At 56.4% G+C, this 22,740-nt stretch carries 19 protein-coding genes; 18 read left to right on the forward strand and 1 reads right to left on the reverse strand.

Annotated elements, in window-relative coordinates; translation table 11 throughout:
- From ACSSVV_RS16535 to ACSSVV_RS16620, 18 genes are all read left to right on the forward strand, one after another.
- On the forward strand, nucleotides 1-1,014 hold the full coding sequence (locus ACSSVV_RS16535) for a metallophosphoesterase (RefSeq protein ID WP_011785544.1): 1,014 nt from the start codon (nucleotides 1-3) through the stop codon (nucleotides 1,012-1,014).
- Nucleotides 1,015-1,030: 16 nt separating this feature from the next.
- Nucleotides 1,031-1,705 carry a rhomboid family intramembrane serine protease gene (locus tag ACSSVV_RS16540; protein WP_445481288.1) on the forward strand — a complete coding sequence of 225 codons (675 nt, stop codon included), beginning with the start codon at nucleotides 1,031-1,033 and terminating at the stop codon, nucleotides 1,703-1,705.
- Nucleotides 1,706-1,880: 175 nt separating this feature from the next.
- Nucleotides 1,881-2,180 carry a YeaC family protein gene (locus tag ACSSVV_RS16545; protein ID WP_011785542.1) on the forward strand — a complete coding sequence of 100 codons (300 nt, stop codon included), beginning with the start codon at nucleotides 1,881-1,883 and terminating at the stop codon, nucleotides 2,178-2,180.
- Nucleotides 2,177-3,013, forward strand: coding sequence for a DUF2797 domain-containing protein (locus ACSSVV_RS16550; protein ID WP_273030610.1), 837 nt, complete (start codon nucleotides 2,177-2,179; stop codon nucleotides 3,011-3,013). Before ACSSVV_RS16545 ends, ACSSVV_RS16550 begins: the two co-directional genes overlap by 4 nt.
- Before the next feature lie 31 nt (nucleotides 3,014-3,044).
- Nucleotides 3,045-5,687, forward strand: coding sequence for an aminopeptidase N (pepN, locus tag ACSSVV_RS16555; RefSeq protein WP_454106593.1), 2,643 nt, complete (start codon nucleotides 3,045-3,047; stop codon nucleotides 5,685-5,687).
- A gap of 205 nt (nucleotides 5,688-5,892) precedes the next feature.
- On the forward strand, nucleotides 5,893-7,281 hold the full coding sequence (locus ACSSVV_RS16560) for a DUF1329 domain-containing protein (RefSeq protein WP_121206947.1): 1,389 nt from the start codon (nucleotides 5,893-5,895) through the stop codon (nucleotides 7,279-7,281).
- A 145-nt stretch (nucleotides 7,282-7,426) separates the two neighbouring features.
- A complete protein-coding gene (locus ACSSVV_RS16565) occupies nucleotides 7,427-8,575 on the forward strand; it encodes a WD40/YVTN/BNR-like repeat-containing protein (RefSeq protein ID WP_023010629.1) in 1,149 nt (382 codons plus the stop codon).
- A 46-nt stretch (nucleotides 8,576-8,621) separates the two neighbouring features.
- Entirely contained in the window at nucleotides 8,622-11,009 is a 2,388-nt protein-coding gene (locus ACSSVV_RS16570; RefSeq protein WP_011785537.1) for an efflux RND transporter permease subunit, read from the forward strand.
- Between the two features lie 187 nt (nucleotides 11,010-11,196).
- Entirely contained in the window at nucleotides 11,197-12,180 is a 984-nt protein-coding gene (locus ACSSVV_RS16575; RefSeq protein ID WP_011785536.1) for a TAXI family TRAP transporter solute-binding subunit, read from the forward strand.
- 80 nt (nucleotides 12,181-12,260) lie between these two features.
- Complete coding sequence (locus ACSSVV_RS16580; protein WP_199453301.1) at nucleotides 12,261-14,861, forward strand: TRAP transporter permease; 2,601 nt, start codon at nucleotides 12,261-12,263, stop codon at nucleotides 14,859-14,861.
- A gap of 151 nt (nucleotides 14,862-15,012) precedes the next feature.
- On the forward strand, nucleotides 15,013-16,938 hold the full coding sequence (gene thrS / locus ACSSVV_RS16585) for a threonine--tRNA ligase (protein ID WP_286715365.1): 1,926 nt from the start codon (nucleotides 15,013-15,015) through the stop codon (nucleotides 16,936-16,938).
- Nucleotides 16,935-17,480, forward strand: a complete 546-nt coding sequence (gene infC / locus ACSSVV_RS16590; RefSeq protein WP_081432078.1) for a translation initiation factor IF-3 — start codon at nucleotides 16,935-16,937, stop codon at nucleotides 17,478-17,480. Before thrS ends, infC begins: the two co-directional genes overlap by 4 nt.
- A 92-nt stretch (nucleotides 17,481-17,572) precedes the next feature.
- Nucleotides 17,573-17,764: a 50S ribosomal protein L35 gene (gene rpmI, locus ACSSVV_RS16595; RefSeq protein WP_007151842.1), complete on the forward strand. Its 192-nt coding sequence runs from the start codon at nucleotides 17,573-17,575 to the stop codon at nucleotides 17,762-17,764.
- Between the two features lie 50 nt (nucleotides 17,765-17,814).
- Complete coding sequence (gene rplT / locus ACSSVV_RS16600; RefSeq protein ID WP_011785532.1) at nucleotides 17,815-18,168, forward strand: 50S ribosomal protein L20; 354 nt, start codon at nucleotides 17,815-17,817, stop codon at nucleotides 18,166-18,168.
- Between the two features lie 137 nt (nucleotides 18,169-18,305).
- On the forward strand, nucleotides 18,306-19,304 hold the full coding sequence (pheS, locus tag ACSSVV_RS16605) for a phenylalanine--tRNA ligase subunit alpha (protein ID WP_011785531.1): 999 nt from the start codon (nucleotides 18,306-18,308) through the stop codon (nucleotides 19,302-19,304).
- A 62-nt stretch (nucleotides 19,305-19,366) separates the two neighbouring features.
- The gene (gene pheT, locus ACSSVV_RS16610) at nucleotides 19,367-21,739 is read left to right on the forward strand and encodes a phenylalanine--tRNA ligase subunit beta (protein WP_022990939.1); all 2,373 of its coding nucleotides are present in this window, start codon (nucleotides 19,367-19,369) and stop codon (nucleotides 21,737-21,739) included.
- Nucleotides 21,740-21,742: 3 nt separating this feature from the next.
- A complete protein-coding gene (ihfA, locus tag ACSSVV_RS16615) occupies nucleotides 21,743-22,045 on the forward strand; it encodes an integration host factor subunit alpha (protein ID WP_011785529.1) in 303 nt (100 codons plus the stop codon).
- A complete protein-coding gene (locus tag ACSSVV_RS16620) occupies nucleotides 22,026-22,391 on the forward strand; it encodes a MerR family transcriptional regulator (protein ID WP_011785528.1) in 366 nt (121 codons plus the stop codon). The genes ihfA and ACSSVV_RS16620 overlap by 20 nt, the downstream gene beginning before the upstream one ends.
- A 90-nt stretch (nucleotides 22,392-22,481) precedes the next feature.
- On the opposite strand, the gene ACSSVV_RS16625 is transcribed toward ACSSVV_RS16620, so the two are convergent.
- Nucleotides 22,482-22,670: a YgaP family membrane protein gene (locus ACSSVV_RS16625; RefSeq protein WP_011785527.1), complete on the reverse strand. Its 189-nt coding sequence runs from the start codon at nucleotides 22,668-22,670 to the stop codon at nucleotides 22,482-22,484.
- Nucleotides 22,671-22,740 lie beyond the last annotated feature (70 nt).

Below are 22,740 nucleotides of genomic sequence, written 5' to 3' on the forward strand. Positions count from 1 at the left end.
ATGGCGGCAATCAAGACAACCGCACATCGCGGCTACGACGTTATTGGTGACATCCACGGCTGCGCCCATACCCTGGAGCGATTGCTGGAGCAGATGGGGTATCGGAAGCGGAACGGCATTTACCAGCACCCCAGCCGGCAGGCCATTTTTATCGGCGATATTATTGATCGTGGGCCGAGAATCCGGGAAGCGTTGCACCTGGTGCGTGACATGGTGGAACATGGCTTTGCCCGAATTGTCATGGGCAACCACGAGTACAACGCACTGGGTTACTGCACCCGGGCACGGCCAGGCAGCGGCAAGAAATTTCTGCGGGAACACAATGCCCGCCACGATCGGCTGATCAAGGAAACCCTTGAGCAGTTTGATGCGTATCCACATGAATGGAACGAGTTTCTGGAGTGGTTTTATAGCATTCCGCTGTTCATTGATGAGGATGGCTTCCGCGTGGTGCATGCCTGCTGGGATCAGACCCTGATTGATCAGTTCCGCCAGAGCCAGGGCGGCGCCTGTATCGACGAGGATTTCCTGCACGCCTCGGCGGCCATCGAATCCTTTGCCGGGCAGGTGATGGACACCCTGCTGCGCGGAACCGACCTGCGCCTGCCGGAGGGGATGTCGATTACCGGTCGGGATGGCTACGTCCGGCAGTTCTTCCGTACCAAGTTCTGGGCAGACGACCCGCAAACCTATGCAGATGTGGTGTTCCAGCCGGACCCGCTGCCGCCGGAGGTGGCCAGCAGGACTTTGCGCGAGGAGGAGCGCAAGCAGCTGATTACCTATCCACTGGACGCACCACCGGTGTTTGTCGGGCATTACTGGATGGAGGGTGCCCCTGCTCCGCTCAAGCACAATGTGGCGTGTATTGATTTCAGCGCCGTGAAGTATGGCAAATTGGTGGCCTATCGGTTTGATGGGGAAAAAGTGCTCTCTTCGGACAAATTTGTCTGGGTTGATGTTGACCGGCCGGAGCAGCCCGATTACCCGACCAGCGAAGATAGTGTCGCCCGCTAACACCAGAGAGGTAGTTTTGGATAGTCCGTCGTCTTCTCCGATCACTCCTGGCGGCCGCTGGCAGCCGGCGCCCCGTCATGCCCCTTTTGTCATTGGCGTCATCGTGGTTGCCGTGGTGATGGTATGGCTGACCGGCATGGGGCAGAGCAATTTTGCCGCCGCTATGATGATTGTCGACCCCCGGCCGTTCAGCTGGGATACCTTCAGCACACTGGCAGGGCGCCTGGAAGCGCTCTCTATCACCCTTTCGGGAGGCCAGGTCTGGAGGCTGCTGACGCCGGATTTCCTGCATTTCAGCTGGACCCATATCATCTTCAACTCGGTGATGCTCTGGTTCCTGGGCAGTCAGATCGAATGGATGGACGGCCGGCCACGGCTGGTAGGACTGTTTCTGGTCACCAGTCTGGCGTCCAATCTTCTACAGTATCTGGTGTCCGGCCCGCTGTTCGGCGGGCTCTCGGGGGTGGTGTACGGTATTCTCGGTTATTGCTGGTTGAGCCAGCGAAGACTGCCGCGTTTCCAATTCCCGCCGGCACTCGTGACCTTTGCGCTGGTGTGGATGATCATTGGCTTTACGCCAGTGCCGGAGATGATTGGCGTGGGTCGCATGGCCAATGAGGCACACCTGGGCGGTTTTCTGGCCGGGTTGGCGATGGCGGCGATCATGCCTCCTCGTCGATACCGACGCTGAAACAAAAAAAAGCCCCACCAAAAGGTGAGGCTGTTAAAAGAGCTTTTAGCTCCTGATGAGAGAGACCAAATGATACGACCGTTGTCATTTGGTGAATTAATGATAATCGTTATCATTTTTAATTGTCAAACGGTCTTGGCATTTTTTTATATGAAGAAACGTTCAGGAGGCGGGAATGACATACGAAGAACTGATTGAGCGGCTGGACCCGACGGTTTACCGCAACCTGAAACGGGCCATTGAGCTTGGCAAATGGCCAGATGGTCGCGCGTTGACCCGTGAGCAGCGCGCTATCAGCCTGGAAGCGGTGATTTATTATGAAGAGAAGCACAACGTGCCGGAAGAACAGCGAGTGGGATACCTGGACCGTGGCGAGAAAGCCGGTACCGCTTGCGATCCGTCTGTGCAGTTCCGCAAAGATCGCCAGGGCAACAACGATGTGGACCCCGATCAGTTTGTTGAGGTCAAGGTTTGAGCGAATCCATTGATGTAACCGGCCGGCTTCGCAAGATGCCGGTCGAGGCCGGCGACCCGGTGGCCTATAACCTGGCCATCGGCGACAACCGCATTACCCTGAATGACCTTATTGGTCATAAGGTCCGGCTGAATTTTGATGGCGTGATTCGCTGTATTCATTGCGATCGCACCACCAAAAAGAGTTTCAATCAGGGCTACTGCTATCCGTGTTTCCGAAAGCTGGCCGCCTGCGACAGCTGCATCATGAGCCCGGAAAAATGCCACTATCACCTGGGTACCTGCCGGGAGCCGGAGTGGGGCGAGGCCAACTGCATGGTTGAACATGTCGTGTATCTGGCCAATTCCAGCGGCTTGAAAGTGGGTATAACCCGGGCCACCCAGGTACCGACCCGCTGGATTGATCAAGGGGCGGTAACGGCGATACCGATGCTGCGGGTCGCCAGCCGTTACCTGTCTGGTCTGGTAGAAGTAGCGTGCAAGAACCACGTGGCTGACCGCACCAACTGGCGAGCCATGCTAAAGGGTGATGTGCCGGAGCTGGATCTGGTGCAAGAGCGTGAGCGGCTGTTGGACTTGATCGCAGACGACCTGGCGCAATTGCGGGCGCAGCATGGTGAAGACAGCATACGAATTGTGGACGAAGCCACACTTGGGCTGGGTTATCCGGTTCAGGTATGGCCGGCCAAGGTGAAAACCCATAATCTGGACAAAACGCCGGAAGTGGAGGGCTTGCTGGAAGGTATCAAAGGCCAGTATCTGATGCTCGACACCGGTGTAATCAATATCCGCAAATTTACCGGCTATGAAGTCCGGTTCCGGGTTCTTGACTGAATCCGCCATGTCTTTTCTCTGGAGAGTATGAATGCGAACCAACCAGCCACAAACCATTTACCTGAGTGAATACAAGGTTCCTGCGTATCTGGTTGATCAGGTGGATCTGCGTTTTGAATTATTTGAAGACGGCGCACGTGTGCACAGTACCCTGACTGTGCGCCGCAACCCGGATTCCGCGGAGAGCGCTGCCCCTCTGTTTCTGCACGGTGATAGTCTGCAACTGGAATCGGTTTCCCTGAATGGCTCGCCTCTGGGCACTGGTGAGTTCGAAGACCGTGGCGATGCGCTGGTCGTGCCCTCGGTGCCGGAAGAATTCGAGCTGCAGGTAGTCACCTGGATCGAACCTCAGAACAACACCCGGCTGGAAGGTTTGTACAAGTCCTCCGGTATGTTCTGCACTCAGTGCGAGGCGGAAGGATTTCGCTGCATTACCTTCTATCCGGACCGGCCGGATGTCATGGCGCGCTTCCGTACCCGTATCGAGGCAGACAAAAGCGCCTATCCCGTGCTGCTCTCCAATGGTAACCCGGTGGATAAGGGCGAGCTGGAAAATGGTCGCCATTTTGTCACCTGGGAAGATCCGTTCCCCAAGCCGGCTTACCTCTTTGCCCTGGTAGCCGGAGACCTGGTGGAGAAAAAAGACACCTTCACCACCTGTTCCGGCCGCAACATTGATCTGCGCATGTATGTCGAGCCCCGCAACGCGAAGAAGTGTGATTTCGCCATGGATGCCCTCAAGCGTTCCATGCGCTGGGACGAAGAGGTCTATGGGCGGGAGTATGACCTGGATATCTTCATGATCGTGGCGGTGGACGACTTTAATATGGGCGCCATGGAGAACAAAGGGCTGAATATTTTCAACTCTTCCTGTGTCCTGGCCAGTCAGGAGACTGCTACGGACGCCGCCTTCCAGCGCATCGAGGCCATCGTCGCCCACGAATACTTCCATAACTGGTCCGGCAACCGGGTAACCTGCCGCGACTGGTTTCAGCTGAGCCTGAAAGAGGGTTTTACGGTGTTCCGGGATTCCCAGTTCTCTGCCGATATGGGATCGCCGACGGTGAAACGAATAGAGGATGCCACCCTGTTGCGCACAGCACAGTTTGCCGAGGATGCCGGCCCCATGGCCCACCCGGTGCGCCCGGCGTCTTACATGGAAATCTCCAACTTCTATACCCTGACCATCTACGAAAAGGGTGCCGAAGTGGTTCGGATGATCCACAACCTCCTTGGTGACGAGATGTTCCGTAAGGGCAGCGATCTGTACTTCCAGCGCCATGACGGGCAGGCGGTCACCACCGATGATTTTGTTCGCGCTATGGAAGACGCGTCCGGGCGGGACCTGGGCCAGTTCCGGCTATGGTATGAGCAGGCCGGCACGCCGGTGGTTTCGGTGTCTGATGAGTACGACGAGTCGCGCGGTGTCTATCGGCTTACCGTGCGCCAGAGTATTCCTGACACGCCGGGCCAGACCGACAAGAAGCCGCAGCATATTCCGTTTGCGCTCGGGCTTCTGGGCGCTGACGGCCAGCCTCTGCCCTTGCACCTGAGTGGTGAGAGTGGCGAAGCGCCTCTGGAGCGGGTGCTGGAGCTGAGTCAGGCGGAACAGTGCTTTGAGTTTGAGGGCCTGTCAGAGTGCCCGATACCTTCTCTGCTGAGAGATTTTTCTGCCCCCGTGCGGGTGCACTACCCCTGGACGCGGGAACAACTACTGTTCCTGATGAGCCATGATCCGGACGGTTTTAACCGCTGGGACGCAGGCCAGCGCCTGGCCGTGGATGTGATTCAGTCTCTGGTGGGAGAGTTTGAGTCTGCCGGGGTGGAGCCGCGCCTGGTGGATGCCTATCGGTCGTTGCTGCAGGACAGCGAGCTGGATCAGGCTCTGATGGCAAAGATGCTGCAGTTGCCTTCCGAGGCCTATCTCATTGAGCTGGCGGAGCAGGCTGATGTTGCTGCCATTCACCAGGCCCGTGAAAAGGTGCTTGGTTATTTGGCTGAAGGCCTGCGGGATGAACTCATGGCCTGTTATCAGCGTAACGCCGGGCAGGGCGATTACCAGCTGACGCCCGAGGCCATTGCCCGCCGCAGTCTCCGTAACACCGCGCTGGGCTGGTTGCTGCATATTGGTGATCAGGAAGCGCTGGCGCTGGCCAAAGAGCAGTTCCGGGGTGCTGATAACATGACTGACCGGCTCGGCGCACTGCGAGCGTTGGTGAATTCTGATTTCGCGGAAGATCGAACACAGGCCCTGGAAGCCTTTTACAAGCGATTCAGCGACGACCCGCAAGTGGTAGAGTTGTGGTTCTCGGTGCAGGCTTCCAGCGATCGTGCAGGTCAGCTGCCGCAGATACGGCAGTTGCTCGATCACCCGGCGTTTGACTGGAAGAATCCGAACAAGGTGCGCTCTGTCGTGGGTGCCTTTGCGGCCCAGAACCTGGCGGCATTCCACAATCCTGACGGCAGCGGGTATGAATTCCTTGCCGAGCAGGTATGCCGACTGGATGACAGCAATCCCCAGATTGCGGCGCGACTGGTGGCACCGCTGACCCGTTGGCGGAAGTTCGCTCCCGGGTATAGCAAACAGATGAAATCGGCACTGGAGCGGATTCGCGATAAAGCCGAGTTGTCCAGAGACGTGTATGAAGTAGTACACAAGAGCCTGGCAGACTGACGCCGGAGCCTGGCCCCGCGACTGATGCCGTGGGGCCCTTTGTCTGGCTGTGATTGTAAAGCCGTCGTCACAGCCGGATACAAAATCGCACTTTCGGTCGATAGACAATGTTGCCGGATCGGCTAATCTGTCAGAAAGTCTGCGATTGCATCAGACGATAACAAAAAGGCCCACAGAGGCTTCTAGACGGATTTAAGGTTGCACAATGAGATACAACAAAAACGTTTTGTTTGGCGGGTTGCTGGCTCTGTCCTTTGCTGCTTCGCCACTTCAGGCGGCAGTGTCTTCATCCGAGGCAGCGCGCCTTGGCCAGGATCTCACCCCGTTCGGTTCACCCAAGGCCGGTAACGATGCCGGCACCATTCCGGCGTGGGATGGCGGCCTGACGGAGCCGCCGGCTGGCTACGAGGGCAGCGGGCAGCACCATATCAATCCATTCCCCGACGACGAAGTGCTGTTTACCATTACAGCCTCCAACATGGATCAGTACAGCGAGTATCTGACCGATGGCGTCCGGGCGATGCTGGAAACCTACCCGACTACCTTCCGCATACCCGTGTATCAGTCCCGGCGCACCCACGCGGTGCCCGAATGGGTGGCTGAAAACACCCGTAAGAACGCGGTGAATGCCGAGATTGTGGGTGAGGCAGAGGGTATTGAGGGTGCCTTTGGTGGCTATCCTTTCCCGATTCTTCACGGCAATGACGAAGAAAAGGCCTGGCAGGTAATCTGGAACCACCTGACCCGTTGGCGCGGTGTGTCTGTCACCCGGCGCTCCAGTGAGGTGGCGGTTCAGACCAACGGCGACTACAGCCTGGTGACCTCTCAGCAGGAAGCGTTCTTCAACTTCTACAACCCTGAGGGTGGTGAAGAAGATCTGGACAACGTGATCTTCTACTATCTCTCGTTCACTCAGTCGCCACCTCGTCTTGCCGGTGGCGCCATTCTGATTCACGAAACCCTGAACCAGATCATCAATCCGCGCAATGGCTGGGGCTATAACGCTGGTCAACGTCGTGTCCGCCGTGCTCCGAACCTGGGCTACGACTCACCGATTGCGGCCTCTGATAACCTGCGTACCGCTGATGACACCGATATCTTCAACGGTGCCATGGATCGCTATAACTGGGATTACGAAGGTGTTCGGGAAATCTACATTCCCTACAACAATTACCGGATCGGTGAGAAGGGTACGCCTTACTCTGAAATTCTGGGTATGTCCCACCTCAATCCTGATCTGACCCGCTGGGAGCTGCACCGCGTGCACGTGGTCGAAGCGACCCTCAAGGATGGTGAGCGTCACATCTATGGTAAGCGTCGCTTCTATGTGGATGAAGACAGCTGGAACACCGTATTGCTCGACCAGTATGACGGTCGCGGCAATCTCTGGCGTGTGACCATGGGTATTCCCAAGAACTACTACGAGTTGCCGGGGGTTTGGACGGTGCTTGATGTGTATCACGATCTCCAGGCCCGTCGATATCACGTGTTGGGTCTGGATACCGAAGAGCCGAATACCCGTGTATTTACCAATGATGTACCAAACACACGGTACTTCTCGCCAGCTTCTTTGCGCAGGCGAAGCGTACGCTGAGGCTTCGGCGCCGGTTTGATCCGGCGCCTGAGGCCACAAGCAGGATGTCGACCGGCGGCCCAGGGGGCTGCCGGTTTGTTTGCGAAGGCTGCTGCCAGTCGTGCAGCAGGCGCATCAGGATTTAACCAACGTAAAGGCAATCTGAATGGCTAAAAGGTTCATGTGCGAGACACTGGGAACTGCCTGCCTTGGCCTCTCTATGGCACTGGCAGCTCCAGCGGCATTTGCACTCGCGGATATTATCGAGACACCGGCGAGGCCAACAGAACTGGCTCCCCAGTCACTACTGACCGACGCAACCCGCGCAGGCGATCGAATCGTGTCAGTGGGTGAGCGTGGGCACGTAATCTATTCTGACGATCAGGGCCAGTCGTGGACGCAGGCCGAAGTGCCGGTGGCGGTCACTTTGACCGCCGTTGATTTTGGCACCGAGCAGCATGGCTGGGTGGTTGGCCACAGCGGTGTTGTGCTGCATTCCAGCGATTCCGGGGAGACCTGGGAGCTGCAGCTCGATGGTATTCAGGCCGCCGAGCTGGTGATTGCCAGCAAGGAAGACCAGATTGCTGAGCTGGAAGAGCGCATTGAACAGGCTCCGGAAGAAGAGAAGGCTGACCTGGAGTGGGCGCTTGACGATCTGTTCTTCGCCCTCGAAAACACCCAGGCAGATATGGAAATCGGGCCGGTTAACCCGTTCCTTGATGTCTGGTTCGAAGACGAGAACCACGGTTTTGTGGTGGGTGCCTATGGCATGATTCTGCGAACCCAGGATGGTGGGCAGACCTGGGAAGACTGGGCGCCGAAACTCGATAACCCAACCAACTTCCACTACAACAGCATTACCGAGGTAGCCGGTGGCGCGCTGGTGGTGGTCGGTGAAGCTGGTCAGATTCACGTTTCTGTTGACGGCGGCGAATCCTGGGAGAAGCGGGAAAGCCCATACGATGGCTCCCTGTTTGGCGTCACCGGAACCGGACGGGTGAACGAGGTGCTGGCGTTCGGGTTGCGGGGCAACACTCTGCTGTCGACCGATCTTGGCCGTAGCTGGACCATGGTGCCCAATGAGGGCGGCGCCACCCTGAATAACGCGGCGGTGGCCGAGGATGGACGCATTACCCTGGTGGGAAATGGCGGCGCAGTGCTGATGAGCACCAACAATGGTGAAAGCTTCCGCCCCTACTTCCGCAATGACCGGGAAGGTGTCATGGGTGTGGTTCCATTGCCGGGAACCAATCTATTGCTGGTCGGCGAAGGCGGTGTTGAGATTACCGACGCTCGCGGCCGGAACCTGAATTAACGCCCTGGTGTGGCATCAACGGATTAATGGATAGAGGGGTTTTTTAATGTCTGACCCGATGCATGACAGGGGTGAACATTACCTGACAACGCCCAAGGCGGAACCGTTCCTTGAGCGTTTACTTTTCAACAACCGGGCGCTGATCCTGGTCGCCTTTTTTGTGCTGACGCTGTTTCTTGGCTACAACGCCATCAAAATTCAGCCGGATGCCAGTTTTGAGCGGATGATTCCGCTGGAACATCCGTACATCGTCAATATGCTGGATCACCGGGACGACCTGGACAACCTGGGTAACTTTGTCCGGATTGCGGTTGCCGTGGAAGAAGGAGATATCTTTACTGCCGAATATATGGAAACCCTCAAGCAGATCACCGATGAGGTGTTCTATCTGAATGGGGTGGACCGTTCCGGCCTGAAAACCTTGTGGACATCGAACGTTCGCTGGGTAGAGGTTACCGAGCAGGGCTTCCAGGGCGGTACGGTTATTCCGGATGGCTACGATGGCTCCCGGGAGAGCCTGGAGCAGTTGCGCCAGAACGTATTGCGTTCGAACGAAGTGGGTCGTCTGATATCAGACAACTTCAAATCCACGATTGTGTATGCGCCACTGTATGAGAAAAATCCGGAAACCGGCGAGGCTCTGGATTACGCAGCATTCTCCCGTGAGCTGGAAGAGAAGATCCGGGAGAAGTACGAAGCACAGAATCCGAACGTCAATATTCACATTGTTGGTTTCGCCAAGAAAGTCGGTGACCTGATTGAGGGCATCGGCTCCATTGCCTGGTTTGCCGGCATTACCATTCTGCTGACCACGCTGCTGCTGTTCTGGTATTCCCGCTGCATCGCCGGAACACTGGTGCCGATCTTTACCTCAATCATTGCCGTGTTCTGGCAGTTGGGGGCCCTGCGGCTGCTGGGCTATGGCCTGGATCCATACTCGGTACTGGTGCCGTTTCTGGTGTTCGCGATCGGTATCAGTCATGGTGTTCAGATCGTTAATGCCATGGCGGTTGAGTCGGCCAAAGGTTTCGATGCCGTCACCTCAGCACGTCTGGCGTTCCGGGCTCTTTATATTCCGGGCATGCTGGCGTTGATTTCTGACGCTGTCGGCTTCCTCACGCTGGTGTTTATCGAAATCGACGTTATTCGTGATCTGGCTGTGGCGGCCGGTCTGGGTGTGGCGTTCGTCATTATCACCAACCTGGTGCTGCACGTTCTGATCATGTCTTACATCGGCATCTCCAAAGGCGGTGTCCAGCATGTTCAGAATCATGGTGAAAAGCAGGACCGCAAGTGGCGGGTCATGTCCTACTTCTCCCATCCGGGGGTTGCGCCGATTTCCCTGCTGATCGCGGTGATCGGCCTGGGGCTGGGCATGTACTACAAGCAGGACCTGAAAGTGGGGGACCTGGACCAGGGTGCGCCCGAATTGCGCCCGGATTCCCGCTACAACAAGGATAACGCCTACATCATCAACAATTATTCCACCAGTGCAGACGTGCTTGTGGTGATGGTGAAGACCCCGGAAGAACAATGTACCCAGTACAACGTACTCCGGGCCATGGACAGTCTGCAGTGGGAGCTGCAGAACACTCCGGGTGTGCAGAGCTCCGCCTCCCTGGCTGATGTCTCCAAGCTGGTTACCAAGGCTCTGAACGAGGGTAACTGGAAGTGGTACGAGATTTCCCGCAACCAGACCATCATCAATGCCTCCATTCGTGACGCGCCGGCAGGTTTGATTAATACCAACTGCAGTCTCACGCCGGTTCTGGTGTTCCTGGAAGATCACAAGGCGGAAACTCTGGAAACGGTAGTCGAGCGGGTCGAACAGTTCGCCGATGCCAACAGCAACGAAGAGCATACCTTCCTGCTGGCAGCTGGTAACGCCGGTATCGAAGCGGCGACTAACGAGGTGATCTCGAACGCCAAGGACATGATGCTGCTGCTGGTGTATGGCGTAGTGAGTTTGCTCTGCTTCCTGACCTTCCGCTCCATCAGGGCTGTGGCCTGTATTGTGATTCCGCTGGGCCTGACCTCCATCCTGTGTGAGGCGATCATGGCGGTGTCCGGTATCGGTATCAAGGTGGCCACGCTGCCGGTGATTGCGTTGGGTGTGGGTATCGGTGTGGACTACGGTATCTATATCTACAGCAAACTTGAAAAGTTCCTGCTGGAGGGCAAGACGCTGCAGGAGGCGTACTATGAAACCCTGCGCTCCACCGGTAAGGCGGTTATCTTTACCGGTGTGACTCTGGGTCTTGGTGTTGTGACCTGGATATTCTCTCCGATCAAGTTCCAGGCGGACATGGGCTTCCTGCTGTTCTTCATGTTCCTGTGGAACATGGTAGGGGCAATCTGGCTGCTGCCGGCCCTGGCGAGATTCCTGCTTCGCCCGGACAAGATGCTGGCGAAAGCACGGGCTGCGAAGTCCTGAAAATCGCCCTGAACCAGCAAAAAAGCCCGCCTGTGCGGGCTTTTTTGTTGATAGGTCAGCTGGTTAGCGTGCTAATCCTTCCTTTATTTATGGCCAGAAGTGTTCTATGTTCTAGAACGAACCGGATGTTTGCCCGTATACCCGTGCGGGTAATCGACTATAACTATCAAGAAAAGGAAGAGCACACATGACACTGAAACTCAAAGCGTCCGCTTTTGCCGTTGCAGCCGCCGTGAGCCTGGGTGCCGCGTCCTCTGCGGTTTCCGCGCAGGAACAGCGCTTCGTGACCATCGGTACCGGTGGTGTTACCGGCGTTTATTATCCGGCGGGTGGCGCTATCTGTCGCCTGGTGAATATGGATCGCAAGGAGCATGGTATCCGTTGCTCGGTTGAGAGTACCGGTGGCTCCGTTTACAACCTGAACGCCATTCGCCAGGGCGAGCTGGATCTGGCTGTTGCCCAGTCCGACTGGCAATACCACGCCTACAATGGCACCAGCCAGTTTGAAGATGCGGGCAAAAACGAGAAGCTGCGTGCGGTCTTCTCGCTGCACCCTGAGCCGTTCACCGTGGTTGCCAGCAAAGGTTCCGGCATCAAGACCTTTGAAGACCTGGAAGGCAAGCGCGTGTCTGTGGGTAATCCGGGTTCTGGCCAACGCGCCACAGCAGAAGTGCTGATGGATGAAATGGGCTGGACCATGGATAAGTTCTCGCTGGCGGCTGAGATCAAGGCTGCCGAGCAGTCCCAGGCGCTGTGCGATGGCAACATTGACGCTTTCTTCTACACCGTTGGCCACCCCTCCGGTGCCATCAAGGAAGCCACCACGTCCTGTGACAGTGTAATTGTTGCCGTTGACAACAAGGCGACGGAAGCGTTGATCAAGGAAAACCCCTACTACCGTAAGGCAGTGATTCCGGGTGGTATGTACCGTGGTTCCGACGAAGATGTAACTACCTTCGGTGTGGCTGCTACGTTCGTTTCCTCAACTGACGTTCCGGAAGATGTCGTGTACGAAGTGGTCAAGGCCGTGTTCGAGAACTTCGACAGCTTCAAGCGTCTGCACCCTGCCTTCGGCAACCTGAAGAAAGAAGAAATGGTCTCTGATGCCCTGAGTGCGCCGCTGCACCCGGGCGCGGCCAAGTACTATCGCGAGGCTGGCCTGATCGACTGATCGGCCAGGAATATCAACAGAGCGGGCTGAGGCCCGCTCTGTTGATTCAGTAAGGTTATTTCCCATCACAGGAACATTCTATGGCAAAGAATGACCCCGGTACCGGGGCGGGAGTTGATGCCAGCAAGGTAGAACAGGTATTGCAGACCGAAACCGGAGGCCGGGCGCTGACCGGGCCTGCAGCGGTTATCCTGTTCATCGTTCCGGTGTGCTGGTCGTTGTTCCAGCTCTGGATTGCATCACCCCTGCCGTTCATTCTGAATTTCGGAATATTCAACTCCACCGAAGCGCGGTCAATTCACCTGGCGTTTGCGGTGTTTCTCGCTTTCTCGGCATTCCCGATGATCAAGGGGGTGCATGCCAACAAGGTCCCCCTATACGACTGGGTACTGGCTTTGGCTGCTGCGTTTGCGGCTTCCTATCTTTATGTTTTTTATGATGCTCTTTCGCAGAGGCCGGGGGCACCAACCACCATGGATCTCTGGGTGGCGTTGGGTGGCCTGGTATTGCTGCTGGAAGCTACCCGGAGGGCCCTTGGGCTCCCGCTGACTGTTGTTGCGGCGGTTTTTATTGCCTATTCACTGGCCGGCCCTTACATGCCGGATGTGATTTCTCATAAAGGCGTGAGCCTGAACAAGCTGGCTTCCCACCAATGGCTCGGAACCGAGGGGGTATTCGGGGTTGCTCTTGGGGTATCTACCAGCTTTGTTTTCCTGTTTGTGTTGTTCGGTGCCTTGCTTGAGCGGGCGGGAGCCGGTAACTACTTTATCAAGGTGGCTTACGCCATGCTGGGGCATATGCGCGGAGGCCCGGCCAAGGCGGCGGTGGTTTCCAGTGGTCTGAGTGGGGTGATTTCCGGCTCCTCCATCGCCAATGTGGTGACCACCGGTACCTTCACCATTCCCCTGATGAAACGGGTCGGTTTCCCGGCTACCAAAGCCGGCGCGGTTGAAGTGGCTGCGTCCACCAACGGCCAGCTTACCCCGCCCATCATGGGGGCCGCGGCCTTCCTGATGGTCGAGTACGTGGGGATTTCCTATCTCGAGGTGATCAAGCACGCCATTCTGCCGGCACTGATTTCCTATGTTGCCCTGATTTACATCGTCCATCTGGAAGCCTGCAAGCTGAAGATGGAAGGGGTAGAGCGGCTGAATCGTCCAACCCTGGCCCAGCGCATGCTGAACTGGGTGGTCATTCTGATTGGCCTGATCGTACTGACCTTCGCGGTTTATTACGGGGTTGGCTGGACCAAAGGGGTGTTGGGTGAGGCCGCGCCCTGGGTGCTTGGGCCGATTCTGGTGATGATATATGTCGGCCTGGTAGGTTATGCCACCCGCTTCCCGGAGCTGGAGGAAGACGATCCCAATAAAGAAATGAACGAGTTGCCAGAGGTAGGCCCCACCGTTAAAACCGGACTCTATTATCTGCTGCCGGTGGTGGTGCTGGTCTGGTGTCTGACGGTTGAACGCTTTTCGCCCCAGCTGTCTGCCTTCTGGGCGACCTTGTTCATGATCTTTATCGTTATTACCCAGCGGCCGCTGAAGGCCTTTTTCCGCAAGCATGGCGGATTGGTTTCTGAGTTCACCGGCGGCATCAGTGATTTGTTCCATTCGCTGGCGACCGGCGCCAGGAACATGGTGGGTATCGGCGTTGCGACAGCAACGGCCGGCATCGTAGTTGGTACGGTGACGCTGACCGGTATCGGCCTGGTGATGACTCAGTTCGTGGAATTCCTGTCTGGCGGAAATCTGCTGCTGATGCTCATCTTCACTGCTGTGATCAGTCTGATTCTGGGGATGGGATTGCCGACAACCGCCAACTACATTGTGGTTTCCACCTTGATGGCGCCGGTTATCGTAACCCTGGGGGCCCAGAATGGCCTGATCGTTCCGCTGATTGCGGTGCACCTGTTCGTGTTCTATTTCGGGATACTGGCGGATGATACGCCGCCCGTGGGGTTGGCCGCCTACGCGGCGGCGGCAATCTCAGGGGCAGACCCGATCCGAACGGGTGTCCAGGGTTTTACCTACGATATTCGAACCGCCATCCTGCCGTTCATGTTCATCTTCAATACGCAGCTGTTGTTGATTGGCCTGACTGGCTGGTTTGATCTGCTGGTTACGGTGTTCAGTGCCGTCACGGCCATGCTGGTGTTCTCGGCGGCAACTCAGGGCTTCTGGTTCACCCGGAGCCGGAAGTGGGAAACCCTGTTGTTGTTGCTGATTACCTTCACCATGTTCCGGCCCGGTTTCTGGTGGGACATGATCTATCCGCCGAACGAAGAGCGGCCGGGGACCGCCGTTATGGAATACGTGGCGGATGTGCCTGCTGATGGTGAGGTGGTGCTGAAGGTGTCAGGCATGGCGCTGGATGGCAGTGATGTCACCACCTACGTCGAGCTTGAGATCCCTGGAGGTGAAACCGCGCAGGAGCGCCTGGCGGGTGCAGGCCTGGAAGTGTCAGAGCAGGGCGGTGATCTGGTGGTGGATTTCGTCAACTTTGGCAGTGCTGCGGAAGATGCCGGTATCCAGTTTGGCTGGACCATTGATGCAGTCCAGATTGAGCTGGAGCGGCCACCAAAAGAGTTGATGTTTATCCCGGCACTGTTACTGTTGGGCCTGGTCGCTTTCGGACAGCTCAGGCGCAAGGCGCGGGAGGATGCTCAACCCCAGCCGGCCTGATTGGCTTCGGCTCCGTAAAAACCCGGCGTTGCTGCCGGGTTTTTTTCTGTTAGACTCGCCCTCAAATCCGGCTCGCGGTTTGTGTCGCGCAGCCCGGCAACCAAGTGATCTTTGGTATAGATCACCGCTGAGAAACCACGAGGAGATCATCATGCCCGTCATTACCCTGCCAGATGGCAGTCATCGCAGTTTTGCTGAACCCGTAACCGTACACGACGTTGCCGCAGACATTGGCGCGGGCCTGGCCAAAGCGGCCCTGGCCGGAAAGGTTAACGGAAAGCTTGTGGATACCAGCCACCTGATTGAAAACGATACAGAGCTGGCGATTGTGACGGAGCGTGATGAAGAAGGCGTGGATATTATTCGCCACTCCACTGCTCACCTGATGGCCATGGCGGTTCAGGAGCTGTTCCCTGGCGCCCAGGTCACCATCGGTCCGGTAATCGAGAACGGCTTCTACTACGACTTCAAATATGAGCGCCCGTTTACCAACGAAGACATGGCGCGTATCGAGAAGCGCATGGAAGAGCTGGCCAAGCAGGATCTGCCGGTATCCCGTTCCATTATGTCCCGGGACGAAGCGATCAAGCTGTTTAACGAGATGGGCGAGGAGTACAAGGTTCGCATCATCGAGGATATTCCGGGAGAGGAAGACCTGTCGTTCTATCGTCAGGGCGACTTCATCGATCTTTGCCGTGGTCCTCACGTGCCCAGCACCGGTAAGCTCAAGGCCTTCAAGCTGACCAAGGTGGCCGGGGCCTATTGGCGTGGCGATACCAGCAATGAGCAGTTGCAGCGTATCTACGGTACGGCCTGGGGTAACAAGAAAGACCTCAAGGCCTACCTGCACCGCCTGGAAGAAGCTGAAAAAAGGGATCATCGCAAGATTGGCAAGAAGCTGGGCCTGTTCCACATGCAGGAAGAAGCCCCGGGTATGGTGTTCTGGCATCCGGATGGCTGGTCCCTCTATCAGGAGGTGGAACAGTACATGCGTGCCCAGCAGCATAAGCATGGCTACAAGGAGATCAAGACACCTCAGGTGGTGTCGCGGACCCTGTGGGAAAAGTCCGGCCACTGGGACAAGTTCAAGGACGACATGTTTACCACTGAGTCCGAGAAGCACGATTACGCCATCAAGCCCATGAACTGTCCGTGTCACGTGCAGGTGTTTAATCAGGGGCTGAAAAGCTACAAGGATCTGCCACTGCGCCTGGCCGAGTTTGGCTCCTGTCACCGGAATGAAGCTTCTGGCGCGTTGCATGGCCTGATGCGGGTGCGTGGTTTTACCCAGGATGATGCCCATATCTTCTGTGAGGAAGATGCTATCCAGGAAGAAGTGTCTGCATTTATTGCCATGTTGCACGAGATATATGCAGACTTCGGCTTCAGTGAAATTCTTTACAAGCTGTCCACCCGCCCTGAAAAGCGGGTAGGGTCGGACGAAGTCTGGGACAAAGCCGAGGCAGCGCTCGAGCAGGCGCTGAACCGTGAAGGGGTTGACTGGGAGCTGTTGCCGGGCGAAGGTGCCTTCTACGGCCCGAAGATCGAATTTTCTCTGAAAGATTGCCTCGGTCGGGTATGGCAGTGTGGTACCATCCAGGTCGACTTCTCGATGCCGGGTCGTCTGGGGGCGCAGTATGTGGCCGACAATTCCGAGCGCAAAACGCCGGTTATGCTGCATCGGGCTGTACTGGGTTCCTTTGAGCGCTTCATCGGTATCCTGATCGAGGAGTACGAGGGTGCTTTCCCGACCTGGCTGGCACCGACACAGGTTGCTGTCCTGAATATTACCGATAAACAGCGTGATTACTGTCAGAATCTGGCCAAAAAACTGGATTCTTTAGGCTATCGGGTTAATGCTGACTTGAGAAACGAGAAGATCGGCTTTAAAATCCGCGAGCATACTCTAAATAAGGTTCCCTATCTGGTTGTTGTTGGCGATAAAGAAATCGAGAACAACGCCGTTGCCGTCCGGACACGTAAGGGCGAAGACCTGGGAACCATGTCGGTCGACGATTTTGAAAAGCTGCTTGCAGCGGACGTCGAGCGCAAAGGTAGAACCAAAACGGAGATCTGATTATTAAACAGCGAGCGAATCGGGGTGGGCGCGCACCCAAGGCGCCTATCAATGAGAACATTGACGCAACTGAAGTCCGACTGATTGATGCCGAAGGCAATCAGGTCGGGATTGTTCCGATCGAAGACGCCCTGCGTATGGCGGAAGAGGCGACCCTGGATCTGGTGCAGGTTACGGATTCCGATCCGATCGTCTGTAAGATAATGGACTACGGCAAGAAGATCTTTGAAGAGAAAAAGGCCAAGGCGGCTGCCAAGAAAAAGCAGAAGCAGACGCAGGTCAAAGAGCTGAAGTTCCGACCAGGAACGGAAGAAGGGGATTATCAGGTCAAACTACGCAACCTGGTACGTTTCCTTGAGAACGGGGACCGCGGCAAGATCACAATCCGGTTCCGTGGACGTGAGATGGCTCACCAGGAAATTGGTATGAAGCTCATGCAGCGGATTGAGGAAGATGTGGCAGAAATAGCCCAGGTTGAGATGCGGCCGAAAATGGAAGGCCGGCAGATGACCATGGTTATCGCACCCCGCAAGAAGAAGTGAACCTGATCCCGTGACGGGTCCCCCGCATTAGCGGGGGATTTGTCGTTCAGGGGCACAATTGTTTATCCAAAATAGAATGCGGAGTTTTAAAAATGCCGAAGATGAAAACCAAGAGCGGAGCTACCAAGCGGTTCAAGAAGACCGCCACTGGCTTCAAGCACAAGCAGTCCTTCACCAGCCACATCCTGACCAAGAAGAGCCCGAAGCGTAAGCGTCAGCTGCGCGGTACCAAGCTCATCGCCAAGTCGGACGTAGCGTCTATCAAGCGCATGACCGCGTGCTGATTCAGCCGCGCGAATCATTCCTTAGAAAGTAAAGGTAGAAGGATTAAAGTATGGCTCGTGTAAAGCGTGGCGTGGTAGCACGTCGTCGTCACAAGAAGATTCTCAATCAGGCCAAAGGTTACTACGGTGCCCGTAGCCGTGTTTACCGCGTTGCCAAGCAAGCGGTTATCAAGGCCGGTCAGTATGCCTACCGTGACCGTCGCAACCGTAAGCGTGCATTCCGCGCTCTGTGGATTGCCCGTATCAACGCTGGCGCCCGTGCAAACGGTCTGTCTTACAGCCGTCTGATCGCTGGTCTGAAGAAGGCGAATGTTGAAATCGATCGTAAGGTTCTGGCTGATCTGGCCATGAACGAACAGCAGGCGTTTGCCGCTGTTGTTGAGAAGGCCAAAGCGTCCCTGTGATCGCTTAAGCTCTTTCATCGATTGCTGATCGATCCGGGCGCCCCATGTTTCATGACGGCGCCTTCTGATAGGGGAAGGGCACGCTCTTCCCCTATTTTTGTTTTAACCTACCCCATTTCTGGTTTGGAGCAGGGTCAATGGAAAACCTGGAGCAACTGGTTCAGGACGGGTTGAATGCCGTAGAAAAGGCCGACAACCTGCAGGCGCTTGATCAAATTCGTGTGGAATACCTCGGCAAAAAGGGTGTGATTACCCAGCAGGCAAAAACTCTGGGCAAGCTCTCTGCGGAGGAGCGCCCTGCGGCCGGCCAGAAGATCAATGAAGCCAAGGGGCAGGTGGAGCAAGCCATCAACGCACGGCGGGCAGATCTTGAGAAAGCGGCCATTGAAGCCAGGCTTGCGGCGGAATCCATTGACGTAACACTGCCGGGAAGGGGGCAGGACCTGGGTGGTTTGCATCCGGTAACCCGCACCCTGCAGCGCATTGAGGAAATCTTTGCCCGTGCCGGTTATAGCGTAGAGCAGGGGCCTGAAATCGAAGACGATTACCACAACTTCGAAGCTCTGAATATTCCCGGGCACCACCCGGCTCGTGCCATGCACGATACTTTCTATTTCAATCCGGGTACCTTGCTTCGTACCCACACCTCGCCGGTACAGATCCGGACCATGGAGGCAGGCAAGCCACCGTTCCGCATGATCTGCCCCGGACGGGTCTATCGCTGTGATTCCGATATGACTCACACCCCTATGTTCCATCAGGTGGAAGGTCTGCTGGTGGAGAAGAATGTCAGCTTCGCGGACCTGAAAAGCACGGTGGAGGAATTCCTCAGGGTTTTCTTTGAGCGGGATCTGAAAGTTCGCTTCCGTCCCTCCTACTTCCCGTTCACCGAACCATCGGCGGAAGTGGATATTGAATGGGGACGTGAGCCGGATGGCAGCATCAAGTGGCTGGAAGTGATGGGCTGCGGCATGGTGCATCCGAAAGTGTTCGAATATTGCGGTATTGATTCCGAGGAATATCGCGGGTTTGCTTTTGGTCTGGGTGTCGAGCGCCTGGCCATGCTTCGTTATGGAGTAAAAGACCTGCGTATGTTCTTCGAAAACGACCTGCGTTTCCTTCGTCAGTTCCGTTGATACGACACCAGGAATTGGCGTAACAGGCTCAGAATCAACCGAATCAGGACAGGACCAGGATAATGAAATTCAGTGAACAGTGGCTGCGCGAGTGGGTAAACCCGAACATTGGCTCTCAGGAGTTGATGGACCAGATCACCATGGCGGGGCTGGAAGTCGACGGCTTTGAGACCGTGGCTGGCGAATTTTCCGGCGTGGTTGTGGGTGAGGTTATTTCCGTTGCGCCCCATCCGGATGCCGACAAGCTGCGGGTATGTCAGGTGAGCAATGGCGAGCAGACCGTGCAGGTGGTCTGTGGTGCCCCCAATGTTCGCGACGGGCTGAAGGTGCCTTTTGCCGAGGTGGGCGCTGTGCTGCCCGGCAATTTCAAGATCAAGAAAGCCAAGCTCCGGGGTCAGCCCTCCGAGGGTATGCTGTGTTCGGAATCCGAGCTGGGCTTGTCAGATAACCATGACGGCCTGATGGAGCTCCCGGAGGATGCCCCGGTTGGGCAGCCGGTGGTTGACTATCTGAAGCTGAATGACATCACCATTGATGTGGATCTGACCCCGAATCGCAGCGACTGTCTGTCCATCAAGGGCCTGGCCCGGGAAGTGGGCGTGTTGAACCGCCTGGTCACCAATGCGCCTTCCATTCCGCACGTGGAAGCGGTGCACTCGGAAGTGCCTGATATCCGGGTGGAAGCCCCTGAGGGTTGCCCCCGTTATCTGGGGCGTGTTCTGCGAAACGTCAATCTGCAGGCAGAAACGCCGCTCTGGATGCAGGAGAAGCTGCGTCGTTCCGGTATCCGTTCCATTGATGCGGCGGTGGATGTCACCAACTACGTCATGCTGGAACTGGGCCAGCCCATGCATGCCTTTGACCGGGATGAGATCAAAGGTGGGATTGTTGTGCGTATGGCTGGCTCGGGCGAAAAGCTGGTATTGCTGGACGGTCAGGAGGTCGAGCTTACTCCGGAAACGCTGGTGATTGCCGACCACGAGAAGCCAGTGGCCATTGCCGGTGTGATGGGGGGCGAGCATTCCGGGGTGAGTGAGAAAACCCGGGATCTGGTGCTTGAATCCGCCTATTTTGACCCGATCACGCTGGCCGGCAAGGCTCGTCAATATGGCTTGCATACAGATGCCTCCCACCGTTTTGAGCGGGGCGTGGATTATGAGCTGGCACGGGATGCCATGGAGCGGGCAACCGGTCTGCTGATGGCTATTGTCGGGGGTGAGCCCGGCGAAATTGTCGAAGTGGCCAGCAAGGAACACCTGCCAAAGGCGCGGGTGATTGATCTGCGTGAGCAGCGCCTGGCGGATGTGTTGGGGCTTAGAATTGACCGCACTACCGTTGAAGAGATTCTCAGCCGGCTTGGCCTGCACATCGACAAGCTGTTGAAAGACGGCTGGCGTATCAGTGTGCCCAGCTTCCGGCCGGATATTTCCATCGAAGAAGACCTGATCGAAGAGGTCGGTCGCATTTTTGGTTATAACAATCTGCCGGTCACCGAGCCAACCGGCTCGCTTGGGCTGCGGGCCCGGGAAGAAGCGGTTCGGCCGCTGTCTGCTGTGCGTAACTTTTTCGTCGCCCAGGGCTACCAGGAAGCGGTGACCTACAGCTTTGTTGATCCCAGGGTTCAACAGCTCGTGGATCCGGAACGTGAGGGGATTGCGTTGGCCAATCCCATCTCGTCGGATCTTTCGGTGATGCGCACGACGCTGTGGAGCGGCCTGCTTAAAACCGTGGGCTACAACCAGAACCGGCAGCAGCCCCGTATTCGCCTGTTTGAGACCGGTTTGCGATTCGTTCAGGATGCCGATGGCATCAGTCAGCAGCCGATGCTGGCAGGGGTGGTGGTTGGTAACCAGAATCCTGAAAACTGGGTAAACGGTCGCAGAACCACGGATTTCTTTGATGTAAAAGGGGAATTGGAAAGCCTGTTCCGACTGCTTGGCATCGAGGTTGATTTTATTGCCAGCCAGCACCCTGCGCTGCATCCGGGCCAGACGGCGGAACTGTTGAGGGATGGCGAGCATGTGGGCTGGCTGGGTGCACTGCATCCACAAGTTCAGAAAAATCTTGAACTTAATGGCACGATCCTGATGTTTGAGCTATTCTTGAATTCGATCGTTGCCGGTTATGTGCCTAATTTCAAAGATATTTCAAAATTCCCGGAAGTTCGCCGGGATTTGGCTATCATTATCGGGAGCGATGTGGCGTTCGCCCAGGTAGAACATGTGGCCCGTAAACATGCTGGCGAGCACCTCACGGCGTTGCGTGTGTTTGATGTCTATGAAGGTGAAAGCCTGGGTGAGGGTAACCGAAGCCTGGCTCTGAGCCTGTTCTGGCAGCATCCTGAACGCACGCTTAACGAGGACGAAGTGCATTCGCTCTTCAACGGGGTTATCGATGCCCTTAAAGAAGAGTTGGGGGCAACACTGAGGAGTTGACAGATGGCGGCTTTGACGAAAGCGGACATGGCGGAGCGCTTGTACGAGGAGTTGGGGCTTAACAAGCGGGAAGCCAAGGAAATGGTGGAAGCTTTCTTCGACGAAATCAGAGGCGCACTCAGCCACAACGAGCAGGTGAAGTTGTCGGGTTTCGGCAACTTCGATCTCAGGGACAAGAAGCAGCGACCGGGACGGAACCCGAAAACGGGTGAGGAAATTCCCATCAGTGCACGGCGCGTAGTTACGTTTCGACCAGGTCAGAAACTGAAGCAGAAAGTAGAAGCGTATGCTGGAACCCAGTCATAACAATGAGCTCCCGGTTATTCCGGGGAAGCGTTATTTCACCATTGGTGAAGTAGCCGAGCTATGTGCGGTCAAGGCGCATGTGTTGCGCTATTGGGAGCAGGAATTCCCGCAGCTGTCGCCGGTCAAGCGCCGGGGCAATCGCCGTTACTATCAACGCGCGGATGTGATCACCATCCGCCAGATCCGCAGCCTGCTGTACGATCAGGGCTACACCATTGGTGGTGCCAAACAGAAGCTCAGCAGCAGCGAAGTGAAGGATGATACCTCACAGTACAAGCAGTTGATCCGTCAGATGATCACCGAGCTTGAGGAAGTGCTGGATGTGCTGAACACGCCGGTGCGTTGAGGCAGCCGTAAGCCTGTCTGCATTGAAGAACGACAAAAGGCCAGAGTGGCGCGAGCTGCTCTGGCCTTTGTGTTTCTGGAGCTTGCAGGCCTATTTTGTTTTGCAGGTCTTGATGCCGAGCAGGGAATAGGCAGGGCAGTTACCCACCAGTGCTGTGGCCAGCGGTACAATGCCAATCCAGCCCCAGGGTGTCTGAGGGCCAACAAAGACCAGGGCCAGCAGGACAACACCCACGATGGCACGAATAATACGATCAGCGGAACCCATGTTTACCGTCATCTTGGTCTCTCCTGTGTGATGTCGGATGATGGTTTGACTATAGGCCTGTTATTGGTCGGGTTCAGTGATA

It is taken from the genome of Marinobacter sp. MBR-105 (assembly GCF_053628895.1).

Coding starts and splice junctions, on each gene's coding strand:
- ACSSVV_RS16535 (WP_011785544.1), top strand. CDS start 1: ATGGCGGCAATCAAGACAACCGCACATCGCGGCTACGACGTTATTGGT.
- ACSSVV_RS16545 (WP_011785542.1), top strand. CDS start 1,881: ATGACATACGAAGAACTGATTGAGCGGCTGGACCCGACGGTTTACCGC.
- pepN (WP_454106593.1), top strand. CDS start 3,045: ATGCGAACCAACCAGCCACAAACCATTTACCTGAGTGAATACAAGGTT.
- ACSSVV_RS16560 (WP_121206947.1), top strand. CDS start 5,893: ATGAGATACAACAAAAACGTTTTGTTTGGCGGGTTGCTGGCTCTGTCC.
- ACSSVV_RS16565 (WP_023010629.1), top strand. CDS start 7,427: ATGGCTAAAAGGTTCATGTGCGAGACACTGGGAACTGCCTGCCTTGGC.
- ACSSVV_RS16570 (WP_011785537.1), top strand. CDS start 8,622: ATGTCTGACCCGATGCATGACAGGGGTGAACATTACCTGACAACGCCC.
- ACSSVV_RS16575 (WP_011785536.1), top strand. CDS start 11,197: ATGACACTGAAACTCAAAGCGTCCGCTTTTGCCGTTGCAGCCGCCGTG.
- ACSSVV_RS16580 (WP_199453301.1), top strand. CDS start 12,261: ATGGCAAAGAATGACCCCGGTACCGGGGCGGGAGTTGATGCCAGCAAG.
- thrS (WP_286715365.1), top strand. CDS start 15,013: ATGCCCGTCATTACCCTGCCAGATGGCAGTCATCGCAGTTTTGCTGAA.
- rpmI (WP_007151842.1), top strand. CDS start 17,573: ATGCCGAAGATGAAAACCAAGAGCGGAGCTACCAAGCGGTTCAAGAAG.
- rplT (WP_011785532.1), top strand. CDS start 17,815: ATGGCTCGTGTAAAGCGTGGCGTGGTAGCACGTCGTCGTCACAAGAAG.
- pheS (WP_011785531.1), top strand. CDS start 18,306: ATGGAAAACCTGGAGCAACTGGTTCAGGACGGGTTGAATGCCGTAGAA.
- pheT (WP_022990939.1), top strand. CDS start 19,367: ATGAAATTCAGTGAACAGTGGCTGCGCGAGTGGGTAAACCCGAACATT.
- ihfA (WP_011785529.1), top strand. CDS start 21,743: ATGGCGGCTTTGACGAAAGCGGACATGGCGGAGCGCTTGTACGAGGAG.
- ACSSVV_RS16620 (WP_011785528.1), top strand. CDS start 22,026: ATGCTGGAACCCAGTCATAACAATGAGCTCCCGGTTATTCCGGGGAAG.
- ACSSVV_RS16625 (WP_011785527.1), bottom strand. CDS start 22,670: ATGACGGTAAACATGGGTTCCGCTGATCGTATTATTCGTGCCATCGTG.